We start from the raw sequence: 15,823 nt of genomic DNA, 5'->3' as shown, positions 1-15,823 counted from the left end.
TCCATGAAACTCAATAGCCTGAGCCCGGCACCGGGCTCCAAGCACGCCGAGAAGCGCGTCGGCCGTGGCATCGGCTCCGGTCTGGGCAAGACCGGTGGCCGTGGTCACAAGGGTCAGAAAGCGCGTAGCGGTGGCACGGTGAAGCCCGGTTTCGAGGGCGGTCAGATGCCGCTGCAGCGTCGTCTGCCCAAGTTCGGCTTCACGTCCATGAAGTCGCTGGTCAGCGAAGAAGTGCGCCTGTTCGAGCTGGCCAAGGTCGACGGCGACATCGCCGACCTGGAGAGCCTGAAGAAGGCCAACGTGCTCAAGGACGCCACGCAGTATGCGAAGGTGATCCTCTCCGGCGAACTGAACAAGGCGGTCACCGTCCGTGGTCTCAAGGTCACCAAGGGTGCCCGTGCCGCGATCGAAGCCGCTGGTGGCAAGGTAGAGGACTAAATGGCTAAGTCAGGAAACATGCCGGCGATGGGCAGCGGTCTGGGTGAACTCTGGGCGCGCCTGCGCTTCGTGCTCCTCGCCATCGTGGTGTACCGCATCGGTGCCCACATCCCCGTGCCCGGTATCAATCCTGACCAGCTTGCTGCCTTGTTCAGGGAGCAGCAGGGCACCATCCTGGGCATGTTCAACATGTTCTCGGGCGGTGCACTGGAGCGCATGAGCATCTTCGCCCTGGGCATCATGCCCTACATCTCGGCGTCGATCATCATGCAGCTGTTGACGGCGGTCTCGCCCCACCTCGAGCAGTTGAAGAAGGAAGGCGAGGCCGGTCGCCGCAAGATCAGCCAATACACCCGCTACGGCACGGTGCTGTTGGCCTTCATTCAGGCCGTCGGCATGTCCGTCGGGCTGGCGGGCCAGGGTATCGCCTACACGGCCGACTTCAGCTTCTATTTCACTGCCGTGGTCACCTTCGTGTGCGGTGCGGTGTTCCTGATGTGGTTGGGCGAGCAGATTACCGAGAAAGGCATCGGCAACGGCATTTCGCTGTTGATCTTCTCGGGGATCGTCGCGGGTCTGCCGGGTGCGGTCGGCCAGTCCTTCGAGCTGGCGCGCAACGACGGTGCCTGGAATGTGCTGCCGCTGCTGGCACTTTCCGTGCTGGGTATCGCCACTGTGGCTTTCGTGGTGTTCATCGAGCGCGGCCAGCGCCGCATCACTGTGAACTATCCGCGCCGCCAGGTGGGTAACAAGATGTATGCTGGACAGAGCAGCTATCTGCCGCTGAAGGTCAACATGGCGGGCGTCATCCCGGCCATCTTCGCGTCCAGTATCCTGCTGTTCCCCGCGTCGCTCGGCCAGTGGGTCGGTGCCGGCGAGGGGCTGGGCTGGTTGCAGACGGCCTCCCTGGCTCTCGGCCCGGGACAGCCACTGTACATCTTGCTTTTCGGCGCGGCGGTGATATTCTTCTGCTTCTTTTACACAGCGCTGGTCTTCAACCCCAAGGATGTCGCTGACAACCTCAAGAAGTCGGGGGCCTTCCTGCCGGGCATTCGGCCTGGCGAGCAGACCGCTCGCTATGTCGACAAGGTCATGACCCGTCTGACCCTGTTCGGTGCCCTGTACATCACTGCGGTTTCCCTGATGCCCCAGTTCCTGATCGTGGCCTGGAACGTGCCGTTCTTCTTCGGCGGTACCTCCTTGCTGATCGTGGTGGTCGTGATCATGGACTTCATGGCCCAGGTGCAGTCGCACCTCATGTCGCATCAGTACGAGTCGGTGATGAAGAAGTCCAACCTGAAAGGCTACGGTAGCGGCGGCATCATGCGCTGAGGCGCGCCGCACGCGATTTGGAGAGAACGATGAAAGTTCGAGCTTCCGTAAAGAAAATGTGCCGTAACTGCAAGATCATTCGTCGCAATGGCGCCGTACGCGTCATCTGCACCGAACCGCGGCACAAACAGCGCCAGGGCTGATTCCTGACGACTGTCATGAACCGGGTGCCGGCATATCCCTTGCCCTTTGCTGGGTAAAGGGGTATGCTGTTGCGCCTTTTGTAGTTGATCAATCGAGCAAGCCGCTCAAATTTCGGAGTAAGCTGATGGCCCGTATTGCAGGCGTCAATATCCCGGACAACAAGCATGCGGCGATCTCGCTGACCTATATCTTCGGGATTGGCCGTACTCGTGCACAGCAGGTCTGTGCCGCTTCCGGCATTGCGCCGACCACCAAGATTCAGGATCTGTCCTCTGAAGAGCTGGACACCCTGCGTACTGAAGTCGGCAAATATACCGTTGAGGGCGATCTTCGTCGTGATGTGACGCTGAACATCAAGCGTCTCATGGACCTGGGTTGCTATCGTGGTCTGCGTCATCGTCGTGGTCTTCCGTTGCGCGGTCAGCGCACCAAGACCAATGCGCGTACCCGCAAGGGCCCGCGCAAGCCGATTCGCAAATAACACGCACGTTCTGGCGTCAAGACAGGAAGAAACATCAACATGGCTAACCCGCGTAGTACCCGTAAAAAGGTGAAAAAGCAGGTAGTGGATGCGGTCGCCCACATCCACGCCTCTTTTAACAATACGATCGTGACGATCACAGACCGCCAGGGCAATGCTCTCTCTTGGGCAACTGCCGGTGGTTCGGGTTTTCGTGGTTCTCGCAAGAGCACCCCGTTCGCTGCTCAAGTAGCAAGTGAACGTGCAGCGACCGCTGCAGCCGAGTATGGTGTGAAAAACGTCGACGTGCTGGTCAAGGGCCCCGGTCCTGGTCGTGAGTCCGCCGTGCGCGCACTGAATGCCGCCGGTTTCCGCGTGCAGAGCATTACCGACGCGACGCCCGTTCCTCACAACGGTTGCCGTCCGCCGAAGAAACGCCGCGTTTAAGGAGACAGACTCATGGCTCGTTATATTGGACCGAAGTGCAAACTGTCTCGTCGTGAAGGTACCGACCTCTTTCTGAAGAGCGGTGTCACTCCCTTCGAGAAGAAGTGCAAATCCGAGCAGATTCCGGGTGTGCACGGCCAGCGCCGTCAGCGTCTTTCCGACTACGGCTTGCAGCTTCGCGAGAAGCAGAAAGTACGTCGCATCTACGGCGTGCTCGAGAAGCAGTTCCGCAACTACTACAAGGAAGCAGCCCGTCTCAAGGGCGCGACCGGCGAGTTGTTGCTGCAACTGCTCGAATCCCGACTGGACAATGTCGTCTACCGCATGGGCTTTGGCTCCACGCGTTCCGAAGCGCGTCAGCTGGTGAGCCATAAGGCCATCACCGTCAACGGCCGCACCGTCAACGTGGCATCCTATCAGGTCAAGCCGGGTGACGTGGTGGCCGTGCGTGAGAAGGCCAAGAACCAGACCCGCATCCAGTCCGCGCTGGCGATTGCCGCGCAGCGTGGCGATGTGGCCTGGATCGACGTCGACTCCAAGAAGATGGAAGGCACTTTCAAGGCACTGCCTGAACGCGGCGACTTGTCTGCCGACATCAACGAAAACCTGATCGTCGAGCTGTACTCGAAGTAATTGCCCCCGTGGCAATGCCGGGCCCGGCCTCCGGGTCCGGTGGAGAGTACCGAGTATCCGTTTGGCAGCCTAAAGGTGTTCATAATGCAGCGTTCAGTGACAGAGTTTCTCCGTCCTCGCGATATCAAGGTCGAAGAGATCAGCGCGCACCACGCGAAGATCGTGCTCGAGCCGTTCGAGCGCGGCTTCGGTCACACCCTGGGGAATGCTCTGCGTCGCATCCTGCTCTCTTCCATGCCCGGCTGCGCCGTGGTGGAAGCCGAGATCGCGGGAGTCGACCATGAGTACAGTGCGATCGAAGGGGTCCAGGAAGACGTCATCGAAATCCTCCTGAATCTCAAGGACGTGGCGATCAAGATGCATAGCCGCGACGAAGCTGTGCTCACGCTGAACAAGCAGGGCCCGGGTGTCGTGACGGCCGGCGATATCGCCACCGACCACGATGTGGAAATCGTCAACCCCGAGCACGTGATCGCTCACGTCAACGAAGGCGCCGAGCTGAAGATGCAGCTCAAGATCGCCCGTGGCCGTGGCTACGAGCCGGCGGATACCCGTGAAGGTGCGGATGACGAGTCCCGGGCCATTGGTCGCCTGCAGTTGGATGCGACCTTCAGCCCCGTGCGTCGTGTTTCCTATGCCGTCGAAGCGGCGCGTGTCGAGCAGCGTACCGACCTCGACAAGCTGGTCATCGACCTGGAAACCGACGGCACCCTGGATCCGGAAGAGGCGATCCGGCGCAGCGCCACCATCCTGCAGGAGCAGTTGGGTGCGTTCGTCGACCTGGAAGCCGACAAGGAACAGGAAGTGGAGGAGGAAGAGGATCATATCGATCCCATCCTGCTGCGCCCCGTAGACGATCTCGAGTTGACCGTCCGCAGTGCCAACTGTCTGAAGGCCGAGAATATCTACTACATCGGTGATCTGATCCAGCGTACCGAAGTGGAGCTGTTGAAGACCCCGAATCTCGGCAAGAAGTCCCTGAATGAAATCAAGGACGTGTTGGCAGCACGCGGTCTGTCCCTTGGCATGCGGCTGGAGAATTGGCCGCCGGCGAGCCTGAAGGACGACAAGGCCTCTGCGTGAGCGTCGACTCGAGTCCCAGTTTGGTAAGGAATCACAACCATGCGTCATCGTAAGAGTGGTCGTCACCTCAATCGTACCAGCTCGCACCGTCAGGCCATGTTCAAGAACATGTGCGTGTCGCTGGTCGAGCACGAAGTGATCAAGACAACCCTGCCCAAGGCCAAGGAACTGCGTCGTCATATCGAGCCGCTGATCACCCTGGCCAAGCAGGACAGCGTTGCCAATCGTCGTCTGGCCTTCAGCCGTACCCGCTCCAAAGAAGCGGTCGGCAAGCTCTTCAATGAGCTGGGTCCGCGTTACGTCGAGCGTCCGGGCGGTTACGTCCGTATCCTCAAGTGCGGTTTCCGCACCGGCGACAACGCCCCCATGGCCTACGTCGAACTGGTCGACCGTCCGGTCGTCGAGGAAGCCGCTGGCGAGGAGTGATCCTCGGGCAGGCGTCGCCGACACGGCAGACAAAACCGGCTCCCCTGGGAGCCGGTTTTTTTATTTAGCTGTAAGCCTTAAGCTCTAAGCCATAAGAAACCCCGTCAGGTCCTGGCCTGCGGGGTTTCATGCTCTGCTTACAGCTTACAGCTTACAGCTTACAGCTTACAAGCTTACGCCGTAGCCTCCGGTTCCGCCTGGCGGTGCTCAGCGCGCTCCAATAGCGGCCTGAGAAAACGTCCTGTGTGCGATGTGTCCATTCTTGCCACTTGTTCCGGGGTGCCTTCGGCGATGATGCGTCCGCCGCCGGAACCGCCCTCGGGGCCCAGGTCGATGAGCCAGTCAGCGGTCTTGATCACGTCCAGATTGTGTTCGATGACCACGATGGTGTTGCCGTGATCGCGTAGTCGGTGAAGGACCGTCAGCAGTTGACGGATGTCCTCGAAGTGCAAGCCGGTGGTCGGTTCGTCGAGGATATACAGGGTCTTGCCGGTATCGCGCTTGGCCAGCTCGCGAGCCAGTTTGACGCGCTGGGCTTCCCCGCCGGACAGGGTGGTGGCACTCTGGCCCAGGCGGATATAGGACAGCCCCACGTCCATCAGTGTCTGCAGACGCCGGGCAATGGCGGGGACCGGGCTGAAGAATTCCAGGGCCTCTTCCACGGTCATCTCCAGCACTTCGTGGATGCTCTTGCCCTTGTACTGGATCTCCAGGGTCTCGCGGTTGTAGCGTTTGCCCTTGCACACGTCGCAGGGCACATAGATATCCGGCAGAAAGTGCATCTCGACCTTGATCATGCCTTCGCCCTGGCAAGCCTCGCAGCGTCCACCTTTGACGTTGAACGAGAAGCGACCGGGTTTGTAGCCGCGGGAGCGGGCTTCCTGAGTGCCGGCGAACAGCTCGCGGATCGGCGTGAAGATGCCGGTATAGGTGGCCGGGTTGGAACGCGGCGTGCGGCCGATGGGGCTCTGGTCGATGTCGATGATCTTGTCGAGCTGCTCGAGCCCCTCGATGGTATCGAAGGGCGCCGGGGTCAGGGTGGTGGCCTTGTTGAGCTCACGGGCGGCGATCGGCATCAGGGTCGAGTTGATCAGCGTCGACTTGCCGGAGCCGGAGACCCCGGTCACGCAAATGAACAGGCCCAACGGCAGATCCAGGGTCACGTTGCGCAGGTTGTTGCCCCTGGCACCGGTGAGACGCAAGGCCTTCTCGGGGTTGCCAGGGATGCGCCATGGCGGTACCTCGATACGCCGGGTGCCGGCCAGATACTGACCGGTGAGCGAGTGGGAAGAGGCCCGAATCTGCTCCGGGGTGCCCTGGGCGACCACACGGCCACCATGGACGCCGGCCCCGGGCCCGATGTCCAGCACGTGGTCGGCGGACATGATGGCTTCCTCGTCGTGCTCGACGACGATCACGGTGTTGCCGAGGTCGCGCAGGTGAACCAGCGTCTTGAGAAGCCGGTCGTTGTCGCGCTGGTGCAGGCCGATGGACGGCTCGTCGAGGATATACATCACCCCGACCAGGCCGGCACCGATCTGGCTGGCCAGGCGGATGCGCTGCGCCTCGCCGCCGGACAGGGTCTCGGCGCTGCGTTCCAGGTTGAGGTAGTCGAGGCCGACATTGACCAGGAATTCCAGGCGTGCCTGGATTTCGTTGATGATCTTGACGGCGATCTCGCCCTTGCGCCCGGGTAGCGCCAACGCCTTGAAGTAGTGCCAGGCATCGCCAATGGGTAAGCGCACGATGTCGGGTAGGGTGCGCTCGTCGATATAGACATGCCGCGACTCCTTGCGCAACCGGCTGCCATGGCAGGTCGGGCAGGACTGTACGGCGAGGTAGCGGGCCAGGTCCTCGCGCACCATGTTGGATTCGGTCTCGCGGTAGCGGCGCTGCATGTTGGGCAGGACGCCCTCGAAAGGGTGCTCGCGGGTAACCTTGCGGCCACGGTCATTGATGTAGCTGAAGGCGATATGGTCGTCGCCGCTGCCATGCAGGATGATCTCGCGCTCGTGACGCGCCAGGTCCTGCCAGGGCGTTTCCAGGGCGAAGCGATAATGCTCGGCCACTGCCTGCAACTGATTGAAATAATAGACGCTGCGCCGGTCCCAGCCCTTGATCACTCCTTCGGCCAGCGACAGTTCGGGATGGCTGATCAACTTGTCGGGGTCGAAGAATTGCTGTACCCCCAGGCCATCGCAGGTCGGGCATGCGCCAGCCGGGTTGTTGAACGAGAACATCCGCGGTTCGAGTTCGGCGATGGAGTAACCGCATACCGGGCAGGCGAAACGCGCCGAGAAGGTGATGTCATCGTGCTCGCCGTCCATGAAGTGGACGATGGCGATGCCGTCGGCCAGGCCCAGAGCCGTCTCGAAGGATTCCGCCAGGCGTTGCGCGAGACCGTCACGGACCTTGATGCGGTCCACCACCACGCTGATGTCGTGTTTTCTGTTCTTGTCCAGGGGGGCGATGTCGTCGAGTTCAAGGACCTGGCCGTCGATCAGGGCGCGCACGAAGCCTTGGGCCCGCAGTTCGCTGAGCAGTTGCAGATGCTCGCCCTTGCGACCCGTGATCACCGGGGCCAGCAGCATCAGCTTGCTGCCCTCCGGCAGCGCCAGGACCTGGTCGACCATCTGCGAGATGGTCTGTGCCTCGAGATCCTCGCCGTGCTCCGGACAGCGCGGGGTGCCGGCACGAGCGAACAGTAGGCGCAGGTAGTCGTAGATCTCGGTGATGGTACCCACGGTGGAGCGCGGATTGTGGGAGGTGGACTTCTGCTCGATGGAGATCGCCGGTGACAGGCCTTCGATATGGTCGACGTCGGGCTTTTCCATCATCGACAGGAACTGGCGGGCATAGGTCGACAGCGACTCCACGTAGCGACGCTGCCCTTCAGCGTACAGGGTGTCGAAGGCCAGGGACGACTTGCCGGAGCCCGATAGACCGGTGACCACGATCAGCTTGTCGCGTGGCAGTTCGACATCGATTTGCTTGAGGTTGTGGGTGCGGGCACCCCTGACCAGGATCCTGTCCATTGCCACCTCGTGCAGTGTGCAAAAGGTCGATTATACGGCGTCGGTCGATGTCACAGCAAAGCGATCCTGCCTTTCCTGCAGCGTGCCGCCTTTCCCTGGATGGCACCGAGCCGGTAGAATGTAGGGTCCGTACCGGGCGAGCCGTCGCCTCTTCACGTGAACGTTGGACATCCCGCCATATGGTCTCTCGTCTGCTGTTAGCCACCGAGCGTCGTGCCATCATCGGCCTGGCCGGTCTGTATGCCTCGCGCATGCTGGGCCTGTTCATGGTGTTGCCGGTACTGGCCCTGTATGCCGACGACCTTGCCGGCGCCACGCCGCTGCTGGTTGGCCTGGCGTTGGGTGGCTATGGTCTGACCCAGGCGATCCTGCAGATTCCGTTCGGTCTGCTGTCCGACCGTATCGGGCGCAAGGCGGTGATCGCGCTGGGCTTGACCCTGTTTCTGCTGGGCAGTGTGGTGGCCGCCCAGGCGGACAGCATTGGCGGAGTGATCCTCGGGCGCTGCCTGCAGGGCAGCGGGGCGGTGGCAGCAGCGATCATGGCGCTGCTCGCCGACCAGACCCGCGAAGAGGTGCGGACTGCGGCCATGGCCATCATCGGTCTGTCGATCGGTGTGGCCTTCGCCGTGGCCATGGTGTTGGGGCCGCTGGTGGCGGCGTCCTTCGGCCTGGCAGGCGTGTTCTGGTTCACGGCCCTACTGGCCGCACTGGGGTTGGTGGTGTTATGGCGTCTGGTGCCCAGGGCGCCTCGCCGGTCGCGGCATCGTGACGTAGTACTCGACCGTCACCAGTTGAAGGCCATTCTCGGGCGCAGCGACCTGCTGCGCTTGAATATCTCGATCTTCGCCCTGCACCTGATCCTGATGGCGATTTTCGTCGCTGTCCCCTTCCGTCTGCTGGCGGCGGGGATCGGTGCCGCACAGCATGGCGGCGTTTATCTGGCGATCATGGCATTGGCCTTCGTCGGCATGGTGCCGCTGGTGATCGTCGCCGAGAAGAAGCGCCGCATGAAGACAGTGTTTGTGGCGGCGGTGGCGAGCATGGCCACTTGTCTGCTGGCATTGGCGATGGTGGGCTCCTGGTGGGCGCTGGTCGCCCTGTTGCTCGGTTTCTTCACCGCTTTCAACCTGCTCGAGGCGACGCTGCCGTCGATGCTCAGCAAGCTGGCGCCGGCCGGTGCCAAGGGCACCGCCATGGGGATCTACTCGACCAGCCAGTTCCTGGGGGCCTTCCTGGGAGGCTTGCTGGGAGGCGGGCTGGCACAACACTTCGGCTATGATGCGGTATTCTATGGCTGTGGAGTGGTCGCCCTCGTTTGGCTGGCAGCGGTCTGGGGCATGCCGACACCGCGCCATCTGGCCAGTGAGGTGGTCGCGTTGGACGAGGAAACCCATGGCGATGCCCTGGACACCCTGATGGAGCGCTTCGCCGAGGTGGCGGGTGTGGAAGACGTGCTGGTGGTGCCCGACGAGCGGGTCGTCTATCTGAAGGTGGATCGGCAGCAATTGGACAGCGATGCCCTGGCGCGAGTCGTCGGGGCCCGGCACGATCACAAGGGCGTTTGAGGCGCCCATACTCAATACAGGCTGCATTAGCAGACAGTGCAAGGAGACCAGCATGGCCCGTGGTGTAAACAAAGTCATCTTGATCGGTAACCTGGGGCAGGATCCGGAAGTGCGCTTCACGCCTTCCGGCACCGCTGTCGCCAACCTTAACCTGGCGACCACCGACACCTGGACCGATCGCCAGAGCGGCCAGCGTCAGGAACGTACCGAATGGCACCGAGTGGTACTGTTCAACAAGCTGGCGGAAATCGCTCAACAGTACGTCAAGAAGGGCTCGCGGCTGTATATCGAAGGCCGCCTGCAGACACGCAAGTGGCAGGATCAGAATGGCCAGGATCGCTACAGTACCGAGATCGTCGCCAACGACATGCAGATGCTCGATTCGCGTAGTGGCCAGGGAGCCGGCGACTTCCAGCAACCGAGCCAGGGGTTCGGCAACGGCATGCCGCAACAGGGCAACTATGGTCAGCCACAAGGTGGCCAGCAGCGTCCCCCGCAGCAACAGCCGGCTTCGCAACCGCCCGCTCCGGGTGGCGCTCCCCAGCAGGGCAACAACTACGGGGCACCCAACCCTGGCAGCTTCGATGACTTCGATGACGAAATACCGTTCTAAACGCTACTCGCGAGAGGTTGTCGGATGCCGGTGATGGGGTAAGGAGTCGTCGTGAAGTTGCTGATACTGGATGCCGGGCATTGTCTGAGCCTGGCGCTGGCTCGTGAAGCCAATCGCCGCAGCGATACCGAACTGGTGATCGAGGCAGGGTTGGCATTGGCACCTGGCTGGCTCGAAGAGATCGCGCCGGATGCGTTGGTGATCCCCCCGCTGGCGCAGCCTATCAGCGCTGAGCCGGCGGCGGTCGCGGCCCACGCCGAGGCGGTCGAGGCCTGGCTGGAGGCATGCCAGCAGACGCATGTCCCCTTGGTCTGGTGCGTCTCCGACCAGCTTTACGAGGATGGTTCCGACGAGCCCATTGATGAGCACATGATTCCGGCGCCACGGGACGAGAGCCTGCGACGCTTGATTCTCACCGGTGATCGGATTCGCGAGCAGTATTCTCGGCACCTGATCGTGCGCTTGGGGCCGTTGTTCGCCCTGGAGGGAGCCGAAGCCTGGCTGAGCGAGCTGCTCGATAGCCTGATGGCCGGTGACGAGGTGCGGGTCGCCGAGGACGTGGTTTTCTGTCCGACGTCGGCGGATGCCGCCGCCATGGCCCTGCTGGGCATGTTGCATCAACTGCATTGCGGTGCCGATGCGTGGGGAGCCTATCACCTGGCGGGCACCGAGCCGGTCAGCGCCTATACCTTCGCTTCCATGGTTCGCACGCAACTGGCCACGCGTCTGGAAGGACTGGGCGAGCGAGTCGAACTGGGGCAACTCAAGGCGCTCAATCATCACCATGGCCAGCCTCTGCGTCGGGTGCTCAACTGTCGGCGAGTGCTGGAAGCCTTCGGCGTGCACCAGAAACCCTGGCGCCTCGAGATTGGACGGATGCTGGATGCCTGGTGCCATGCGCGGGCCGAGGAGCCGGCATGAACCTGATACGCAGTCTCTTGTTCTACGCCGGTTATTTTCTGGCCATGCTGGTATGCGGGGTACTTTTCCTGCCGCTGACTCCGCTGCTGCCATTGAGAGCGCGTTATCGTCTACTCAATCTCTATAACCACTTCATCGTCGCCTGGTTCCGAGTGAGCTGCGGAGTGCGCTACGAGATGCGCGGCCGTGAGCATCGGCCGACGGGGCCCTGCGTGATTCTTGCCAACCATCAGTGCGAGTGGGAAACCATCTACCTGCAGTTACTCAAGCCGCCGGTGTGCACGGTATTGAAGCGCGAGTTGCTGAATATCCCCGTTTTCGGCTGGGGGCTGCGGCTGCTCAAGCCGATCGCCCTGGATCGTTCGAAACCGGCGCGGGCCATGAGGCAGGTCTTGACCCAGGGGACCGCTCGCCTTCAGGAGGGCCTATCGGTGCTGATCTTCCCCGAAGGCACGCGAGTCGAGCCGGGCCAGCGGCGGCGTTACAACAAGAGTGGCGCGGTCATCGCTTGCCGTGCGGGGGTGCCGGTATTGCCGGTCGCCCACAATGCCGGCGAACGTTGGCCGGGACGCCATTGGATCAAGAATCCCGGCACCCTGCATGTGGTGGTCGGCGAGCCGATCGAGACCACCGGGCGTAGTCCGGAGGAAGTGCTGGTCGAGGTGGAAAGCTGGATCGAGGCGAGGCTCGCAGAGATCTCCGAAGTGCCGCGACCAGCGCGGGAGGCGGAACAGGCGACCGAGAAGCTGCCCGGCTAGGTTAGCCTTCTCAGTCGGTAATCCCGCATGAAAAACGGCGCCGCAAGGGGCGCCGTTTTCCGTTACCAGGGTGCGGTTAGCCGCTGAACTTCTCCAGCACCAGGCAGGCATTGGTGCCGCCGAAGCCGAAGCTGTTGGTCAGCACACGCTGGAGACCGGCACTGTCGCGGCGACTGGTGACGATGTCGAAGCCGCTGGCCTGGTCATCGAGCTCCTCGACATTGGCCGAGGCGGCCACGAAGTCGTGCTCCAGCATCAGCAGCGAATAGACGGCTTCCTGCACGCCGGTGGCGCCCAACGAGTGACCGGTCAGTGACTTGGTGGAACTCATCGCCGGGGTCTGGTCGCCGAACACTTCGCGGATCGCCTTGAGTTCGGCGACATCGCCCACTGGCGTGGAAGTGCCGTGGGTGTTGATGTAGTCGACGGAGCCCTCGACGGTGGCCAGTGCCTGGCGCATGCAGCGGGCGGCACCCTCGCCGGAAGGGGCGACCATGTCATAGCCATCGGAAGTGGCGCCATAGCCGACCACCTCGGCATAGATCTTGGCACCGCGGGCCTTGGCGTGTTCGAGCTCCTCGAGCACCACCATGCCGCCGCCACCGGCGATAACGAAGCCGTCGCGGGCCTTGTCGTAGGGGCGTGACGCCTTGTCGGGGCTGGCATTGTAGCTGGTGGACAGGGCGCCCATGGCGTCGAACAGACACGACAGGGTCCAGTGCTCCTCCTCGCCGCCGCCGGCGAAGACCACGTCCTGCTTGCCGAGTTGAATCTGCTCCACGGCACTGCCGATGCAGTGGGCCGACGTGGCGCAGGCCGAGGAGATCGAATAATTGACGCCCTTGATCTTGAACGGCGTGGCCAGACAGGCCGAAACGGTGCTGCCCATGGTCCGGGTTACCCGGTAGGGACCGACGCGGCGCAGTCCCTTCTCGCGCAGGACGTCGGCGGCCTCCACCTGGTTGGCGCTGGAAGCGCCACCGGAGCCGGCGATCAGGCCGGTACGTTCGTTGGAGACCTGCTCCGGCGTCAGGCCGGAATCTTCGATGGCCTGGGCCATGCTGACATAGGCATAGGCAGCGGCATCGCCCATGAAGCGGCGTAGCTTACGGTCGACCAGGGCGTCGAGATCGATATCGACCACCCCGGCTACCTGGCTGCGGAAGCCATACTCGGCATAGTCTTCCTTGAAACGTATACCAGAGCGCCCGGCCTTGAGCGCTTCGAGGACCTGGTGTTGGTCGTTGCCGAGGCAAGATACGATGCCCAGGCCGGTGACTACCACTCGTCGCATGGGAGCCTCCTGGTCAGAAATTCGCAGTGGAGGTAAACAGGCCGACCCGCAGGTCATTGGCCTGGTAGATCTCACGCCCGTCGACGGCCACGGTGCCGTCGGCGATGCCCAGAATCAGGCGCCGGGTGATGATTCGCTTCACATGAATATGGTAGGTGACCTTCTGGGCGTTGGGCAGAATCTGGCCGGAAAACTTGACCTCACCGCAGCCTAGCGCACGACCTCGACCGGGATGGCCGAGCCAGCCCAGGTAGAAGCCGACCAACTGCCACATGGCATCCAATCCCAGGCAGCCAGGCATTACGGGGTCGCCGGGGAAGTGACAAGCGAAGAACCACAGGTCGGGATGGATATCGAGCTCGGCGATCAATTCGCCTTTTCCGTGGTCACCGCCTTCCTCGTGGATATGGGTGATGCGGTCGAGCATCAGCATGTTGGGTGCCGGTAGCTGGGCATTGCCAGGACCGAACAGTTCACCTTGGCTGCATGCCAGCAGCTCTTCACGGCTAAAGGAGTGTTGCTTGATCACTGAGTCGTTCCGAGAGTCGAAGTTGTTGTGCGCCCCGTTCGGCGCAGCCCCGTGCATTCTACTGTCAGCGAGCCATGATTGCACGCCAGGGTCTGGCTAGCCACCACGAACGGGCCGGTCACCGCGGGTGAATACGCATTGCTTGCGCAGGGCTCAAGCACCGGGGCATGATGCCGATAACCCTATTCATGATGACATTACGCGAAATTGTCGATCAACCAATTGACCTCTAACGATTCGAATGAGACCTCATGTGGCCATCATTTTCCCTTAACCGTCCGCTGGTGTGGGTGGGCCTCGCCGCGCTGGCCGCCATTGGCTGGTTGCCCAGTGTGTGGTTGCGGCTAACGGCTCTGGTCTTCGTGGGGGCTGGCCTGGCGGACGCGTGGGTGCAGGCACGGCGTGAGCATCGTCGGCGGCGACTGTCGGAAGAGGCGTTGAAACTGTCCGAGGACGGCGTGGTGATCAGTGATGCCGGCAACCGTATCCTCACCGTCAACCCCGCTTTTACCCAGATCACCGGCTATACCCTCGATGAGGTCAAGGGGCAGGACACCTCGGTGCTGTCTTCCGGCCGTCACGACAAGGCCTTCTATGATCGTTATTGGCAAACCCTGCGCGCCACCGGCCGCTGGGAAGGCGAGATATGGAACCAGCGCAAGCATGGCGACCAGTACCCGGAATGGTTGCGCGTGCAGGCCTGCCCCGACAGCAAGGGACGGCTGAGTCATTACGTGGGGCTATTCACCGACATTTCCCGGCACAAGGCACGCGAGCAGGACCTGCGTCGCATCGGCTTCGAGGATCCGCTGACCGGTCTGCCCAACCGGCGTCGTCTGCACGACCTGATGACTTCGCGACTACGTCACCTGCGAGCCGGTGAGGGACTGGACATGGCATTGATCGATATCGACTCCTTCAAGGCCATCAACGATGCCATGGGGGTCGACTGTGGTGATCGCCTGCTGGCGCGTTTCGGCCAGCGCCTGGCCGGGCATGTCGCCGGTGGTGTCGTGGGGCGCCTGGGGGGAGACGAGTTCATGGTCATTCGCACCACCACCTTCGACGATCACGACAAGTGGGTCGGCGGCCTGCGCGATCATCTCAGCGAGCCTTTCGAGCTGGATGGCCATTCGCTGCGGCTGGGGCTGACCATCGGCAGTTGCCGCGCCCCGGAAGACGGCAACGACTCCGGGGTGCTGTTCCAGCGCCTGGAGTCGGCGCTGTATAGCGCCAAGCGGCATGGGCGCAATCATGACCAGCGTTTTCGTCCCTCGCTGGATGTGGCCGGAGATCGCCAACTCGCGCTGGTCAACGACCTGCGTACGGCGCTGGCCAAGGGCAGTCAGCTCGAACTGCATTACCAGACCCAGCACGAGCTCGGCAGTGGCGTGCTGGTCGGCATGGAGGCCCTGTTGCGCTGGCGTCATCCCGAACATGGCATGATCTCGCCGGGCGACTTCATTCCGTTGGCCGAGCGCCATGGCTTGATGTCGTCGCTGGGCAATTGGGTGGTCGAGCGTGCGGTTGCGGAGCTGGCCAGTTGGCGCATCGCCGGACTGCCCCAGGTGCCGGTGTGGGTCAATATTTCCGCATTGCAGTTGATCCAGGGGGATCTGGAGTCGCGGTTGGCGGCCGCTTTGGTCCAGCATCGGGTACCCGCCTCATTGCTCGGGCTGGAGCTCACCGAATCGGTGCTGTTGGACGAGCGTGCCGGGGACATTTATCCACGTCTCGAGGCACTGCGAGCACTCGGCCATCAGATTGCCATCGACGACTTCGGTACCGGCTACTCCTCGTTGAGCTATCTCAAGCGACTGCCCATCGACAAGCTGAAACTCGATCGCGCCTTCGTGCGCGCCCTGCCGGAGGACCGTGCCGATGCCGCCATCGTCAGCGCCGTGCTGGCCATGGCGCGCGGGCTATCGCTAGAGGTGATCGCCGAAGGCGTGGAGACCCCGGCCCAGCGTGATTTCCTGTACGACAATGGCTGCCCGCTGGTGCAGGGCTTCCTGTTCTCACGCCCGGTGCCGGCCGCCGAGATCGAAGCTCGGCTGCTGGGAGAGCCGCAGCCGGCCTGAGTGCCGGCGGCGTTGTCTGGGGGCGCGGGTCCCGCGATCCCCTGCCAACCCGGGAGTCGCGGCG

16 protein-coding genes are annotated in these 15,823 nt (G+C 62.5%); 13 read left to right on the top strand and 3 right to left on the bottom strand.

The annotated features are described in order from the left end of the window. The first annotated feature begins 3 nt into the window (after positions 1 to 3). The 8 genes from rplO (at position 4) to rplQ (ending at position 4,963) form a co-directional block, all read left to right on the top strand. Positions 4 to 438, top strand: a complete 435-nt coding sequence (gene rplO, locus ACFOEV_RS11485; RefSeq protein WP_386774003.1) for a 50S ribosomal protein L15 — start codon at positions 4 to 6, stop codon at positions 436 to 438. Continuing rightward, the gene (gene secY, locus ACFOEV_RS11480) at positions 439 to 1,770 is read left to right on the top strand and encodes a preprotein translocase subunit SecY (RefSeq protein ID WP_386774001.1); all 1,332 of its coding nucleotides are present in this window, start codon (positions 439 to 441) and stop codon (positions 1,768 to 1,770) included. A gap of 29 nt (positions 1,771 to 1,799) precedes the next feature. Continuing rightward, on the top strand, positions 1,800 to 1,913 hold the full coding sequence (gene rpmJ, locus ACFOEV_RS11475) for a 50S ribosomal protein L36 (protein WP_031384759.1): 114 nt from the start codon (positions 1,800 to 1,802) through the stop codon (positions 1,911 to 1,913). A 125-nt stretch (positions 1,914 to 2,038) separates the two neighbouring features. Next, entirely contained in the window at positions 2,039 to 2,395 is a 357-nt protein-coding gene (gene rpsM / locus ACFOEV_RS11470) for a 30S ribosomal protein S13 (RefSeq protein WP_386773998.1), read from the top strand. 39 nt (positions 2,396 to 2,434) lie between these two features. Further along, positions 2,435 to 2,821 (top strand): 30S ribosomal protein S11, encoded by a 387-nt coding sequence (gene rpsK, locus ACFOEV_RS11465; RefSeq protein ID WP_386773996.1) that lies wholly within the window; start codon positions 2,435 to 2,437, stop codon positions 2,819 to 2,821. Between the two features lie 12 nt (positions 2,822 to 2,833). Then, the gene (gene rpsD, locus ACFOEV_RS11460) at positions 2,834 to 3,454 is read left to right on the top strand and encodes a 30S ribosomal protein S4 (protein WP_386773994.1); all 621 of its coding nucleotides are present in this window, start codon (positions 2,834 to 2,836) and stop codon (positions 3,452 to 3,454) included. Between the two features lie 84 nt (positions 3,455 to 3,538). Beyond that, positions 3,539 to 4,537: a DNA-directed RNA polymerase subunit alpha gene (locus ACFOEV_RS11455; RefSeq protein WP_386773992.1), complete on the top strand. Its 999-nt coding sequence runs from the start codon at positions 3,539 to 3,541 to the stop codon at positions 4,535 to 4,537. A 39-nt stretch (positions 4,538 to 4,576) separates the two neighbouring features. Next, the gene (gene rplQ / locus ACFOEV_RS11450) at positions 4,577 to 4,963 is read left to right on the top strand and encodes a 50S ribosomal protein L17 (RefSeq protein ID WP_016419104.1); all 387 of its coding nucleotides are present in this window, start codon (positions 4,577 to 4,579) and stop codon (positions 4,961 to 4,963) included. A gap of 173 nt (positions 4,964 to 5,136) precedes the next feature. On the opposite strand, the gene uvrA is transcribed toward rplQ, so the two are convergent. Continuing rightward, positions 5,137 to 7,998: an excinuclease ABC subunit UvrA gene (gene uvrA, locus ACFOEV_RS11445; protein WP_386773990.1), complete on the bottom strand. Its 2,862-nt coding sequence runs from the start codon at positions 7,996 to 7,998 to the stop codon at positions 5,137 to 5,139. 179 nt (positions 7,999 to 8,177) lie between these two features. Here uvrA and ACFOEV_RS11440 point away from each other — a divergent pair, with 179 nt between their 5' ends. The 4 genes from ACFOEV_RS11440 to ACFOEV_RS11425 are packed head-to-tail and all read left to right on the top strand — an operon-like array spanning position 8,178 to position 11,855. After that, entirely contained in the window at positions 8,178 to 9,563 is a 1,386-nt protein-coding gene (locus ACFOEV_RS11440; RefSeq protein ID WP_386773988.1) for an MFS transporter, read from the top strand. A gap of 52 nt (positions 9,564 to 9,615) precedes the next feature. Continuing rightward, positions 9,616 to 10,176: a single-stranded DNA-binding protein gene (ssb, locus tag ACFOEV_RS11435; protein ID WP_386773986.1), complete on the top strand. Its 561-nt coding sequence runs from the start codon at positions 9,616 to 9,618 to the stop codon at positions 10,174 to 10,176. A gap of 51 nt (positions 10,177 to 10,227) precedes the next feature. Further along, complete coding sequence (locus tag ACFOEV_RS11430; protein WP_386773984.1) at positions 10,228 to 11,097, top strand: sugar nucleotide-binding protein; 870 nt, start codon at positions 10,228 to 10,230, stop codon at positions 11,095 to 11,097. Continuing rightward, on the top strand, positions 11,094 to 11,855 hold the full coding sequence (locus tag ACFOEV_RS11425; protein ID WP_386773982.1) for a lysophospholipid acyltransferase family protein: 762 nt from the start codon (positions 11,094 to 11,096) through the stop codon (positions 11,853 to 11,855). Before ACFOEV_RS11430 ends, ACFOEV_RS11425 begins: the two co-directional genes overlap by 4 nt. A 76-nt stretch (positions 11,856 to 11,931) precedes the next feature. On the opposite strand, the gene fabB is transcribed toward ACFOEV_RS11425, so the two are convergent. Both fabB and fabA read right to left on the bottom strand, forming a co-directional pair. Then, complete coding sequence (fabB, locus tag ACFOEV_RS11420; protein WP_386773980.1) at positions 11,932 to 13,149, bottom strand: beta-ketoacyl-ACP synthase I; 1,218 nt, start codon at positions 13,147 to 13,149, stop codon at positions 11,932 to 11,934. 13 nt (positions 13,150 to 13,162) lie between these two features. Then, on the bottom strand, positions 13,163 to 13,678 hold the full coding sequence (gene fabA, locus ACFOEV_RS11415; protein ID WP_386773978.1) for a 3-hydroxyacyl-[acyl-carrier-protein] dehydratase FabA: 516 nt from the start codon (positions 13,676 to 13,678) through the stop codon (positions 13,163 to 13,165). A gap of 251 nt (positions 13,679 to 13,929) precedes the next feature. Between fabA and ACFOEV_RS11410 the strand changes: the two genes are divergently transcribed. Then, positions 13,930 to 15,759, top strand: coding sequence for a putative bifunctional diguanylate cyclase/phosphodiesterase (locus ACFOEV_RS11410; protein WP_386773976.1), 1,830 nt, complete (start codon positions 13,930 to 13,932; stop codon positions 15,757 to 15,759). Positions 15,760 to 15,823: the final 64 nt, after the last annotated feature.

The sequence above is a fragment of the Litchfieldella rifensis genome, from assembly GCF_042646605.1.
Taxonomy (GTDB): domain Bacteria; phylum Pseudomonadota; class Gammaproteobacteria; order Pseudomonadales; family Halomonadaceae; genus Litchfieldella; species Litchfieldella rifensis.
This window is presented reverse-complemented; position numbering and strand designations above follow the sequence as displayed.

Coding starts and splice junctions, on each gene's coding strand:
- rplO (WP_386774003.1), top strand. CDS start 4: ATGAAACTCAATAGCCTGAGCCCGGCACCGGGCTCCAAGCACGCCGAG.
- secY (WP_386774001.1), top strand. CDS start 439: ATGGCTAAGTCAGGAAACATGCCGGCGATGGGCAGCGGTCTGGGTGAA.
- rpmJ (WP_031384759.1), top strand. CDS start 1,800: ATGAAAGTTCGAGCTTCCGTAAAGAAAATGTGCCGTAACTGCAAGATC.
- rpsM (WP_386773998.1), top strand. CDS start 2,039: ATGGCCCGTATTGCAGGCGTCAATATCCCGGACAACAAGCATGCGGCG.
- rpsK (WP_386773996.1), top strand. CDS start 2,435: ATGGCTAACCCGCGTAGTACCCGTAAAAAGGTGAAAAAGCAGGTAGTG.
- rpsD (WP_386773994.1), top strand. CDS start 2,834: ATGGCTCGTTATATTGGACCGAAGTGCAAACTGTCTCGTCGTGAAGGT.
- ACFOEV_RS11455 (WP_386773992.1), top strand. CDS start 3,539: ATGCAGCGTTCAGTGACAGAGTTTCTCCGTCCTCGCGATATCAAGGTC.
- rplQ (WP_016419104.1), top strand. CDS start 4,577: ATGCGTCATCGTAAGAGTGGTCGTCACCTCAATCGTACCAGCTCGCAC.
- uvrA (WP_386773990.1), bottom strand. CDS start 7,998: ATGGACAGGATCCTGGTCAGGGGTGCCCGCACCCACAACCTCAAGCAA.
- ACFOEV_RS11440 (WP_386773988.1), top strand. CDS start 8,178: ATGGTCTCTCGTCTGCTGTTAGCCACCGAGCGTCGTGCCATCATCGGC.
- ssb (WP_386773986.1), top strand. CDS start 9,616: ATGGCCCGTGGTGTAAACAAAGTCATCTTGATCGGTAACCTGGGGCAG.
- ACFOEV_RS11425 (WP_386773982.1), top strand. CDS start 11,094: ATGAACCTGATACGCAGTCTCTTGTTCTACGCCGGTTATTTTCTGGCC.
- fabB (WP_386773980.1), bottom strand. CDS start 13,149: ATGCGACGAGTGGTAGTCACCGGCCTGGGCATCGTATCTTGCCTCGGC.
- ACFOEV_RS11410 (WP_386773976.1), top strand. CDS start 13,930: ATGTGGCCATCATTTTCCCTTAACCGTCCGCTGGTGTGGGTGGGCCTC.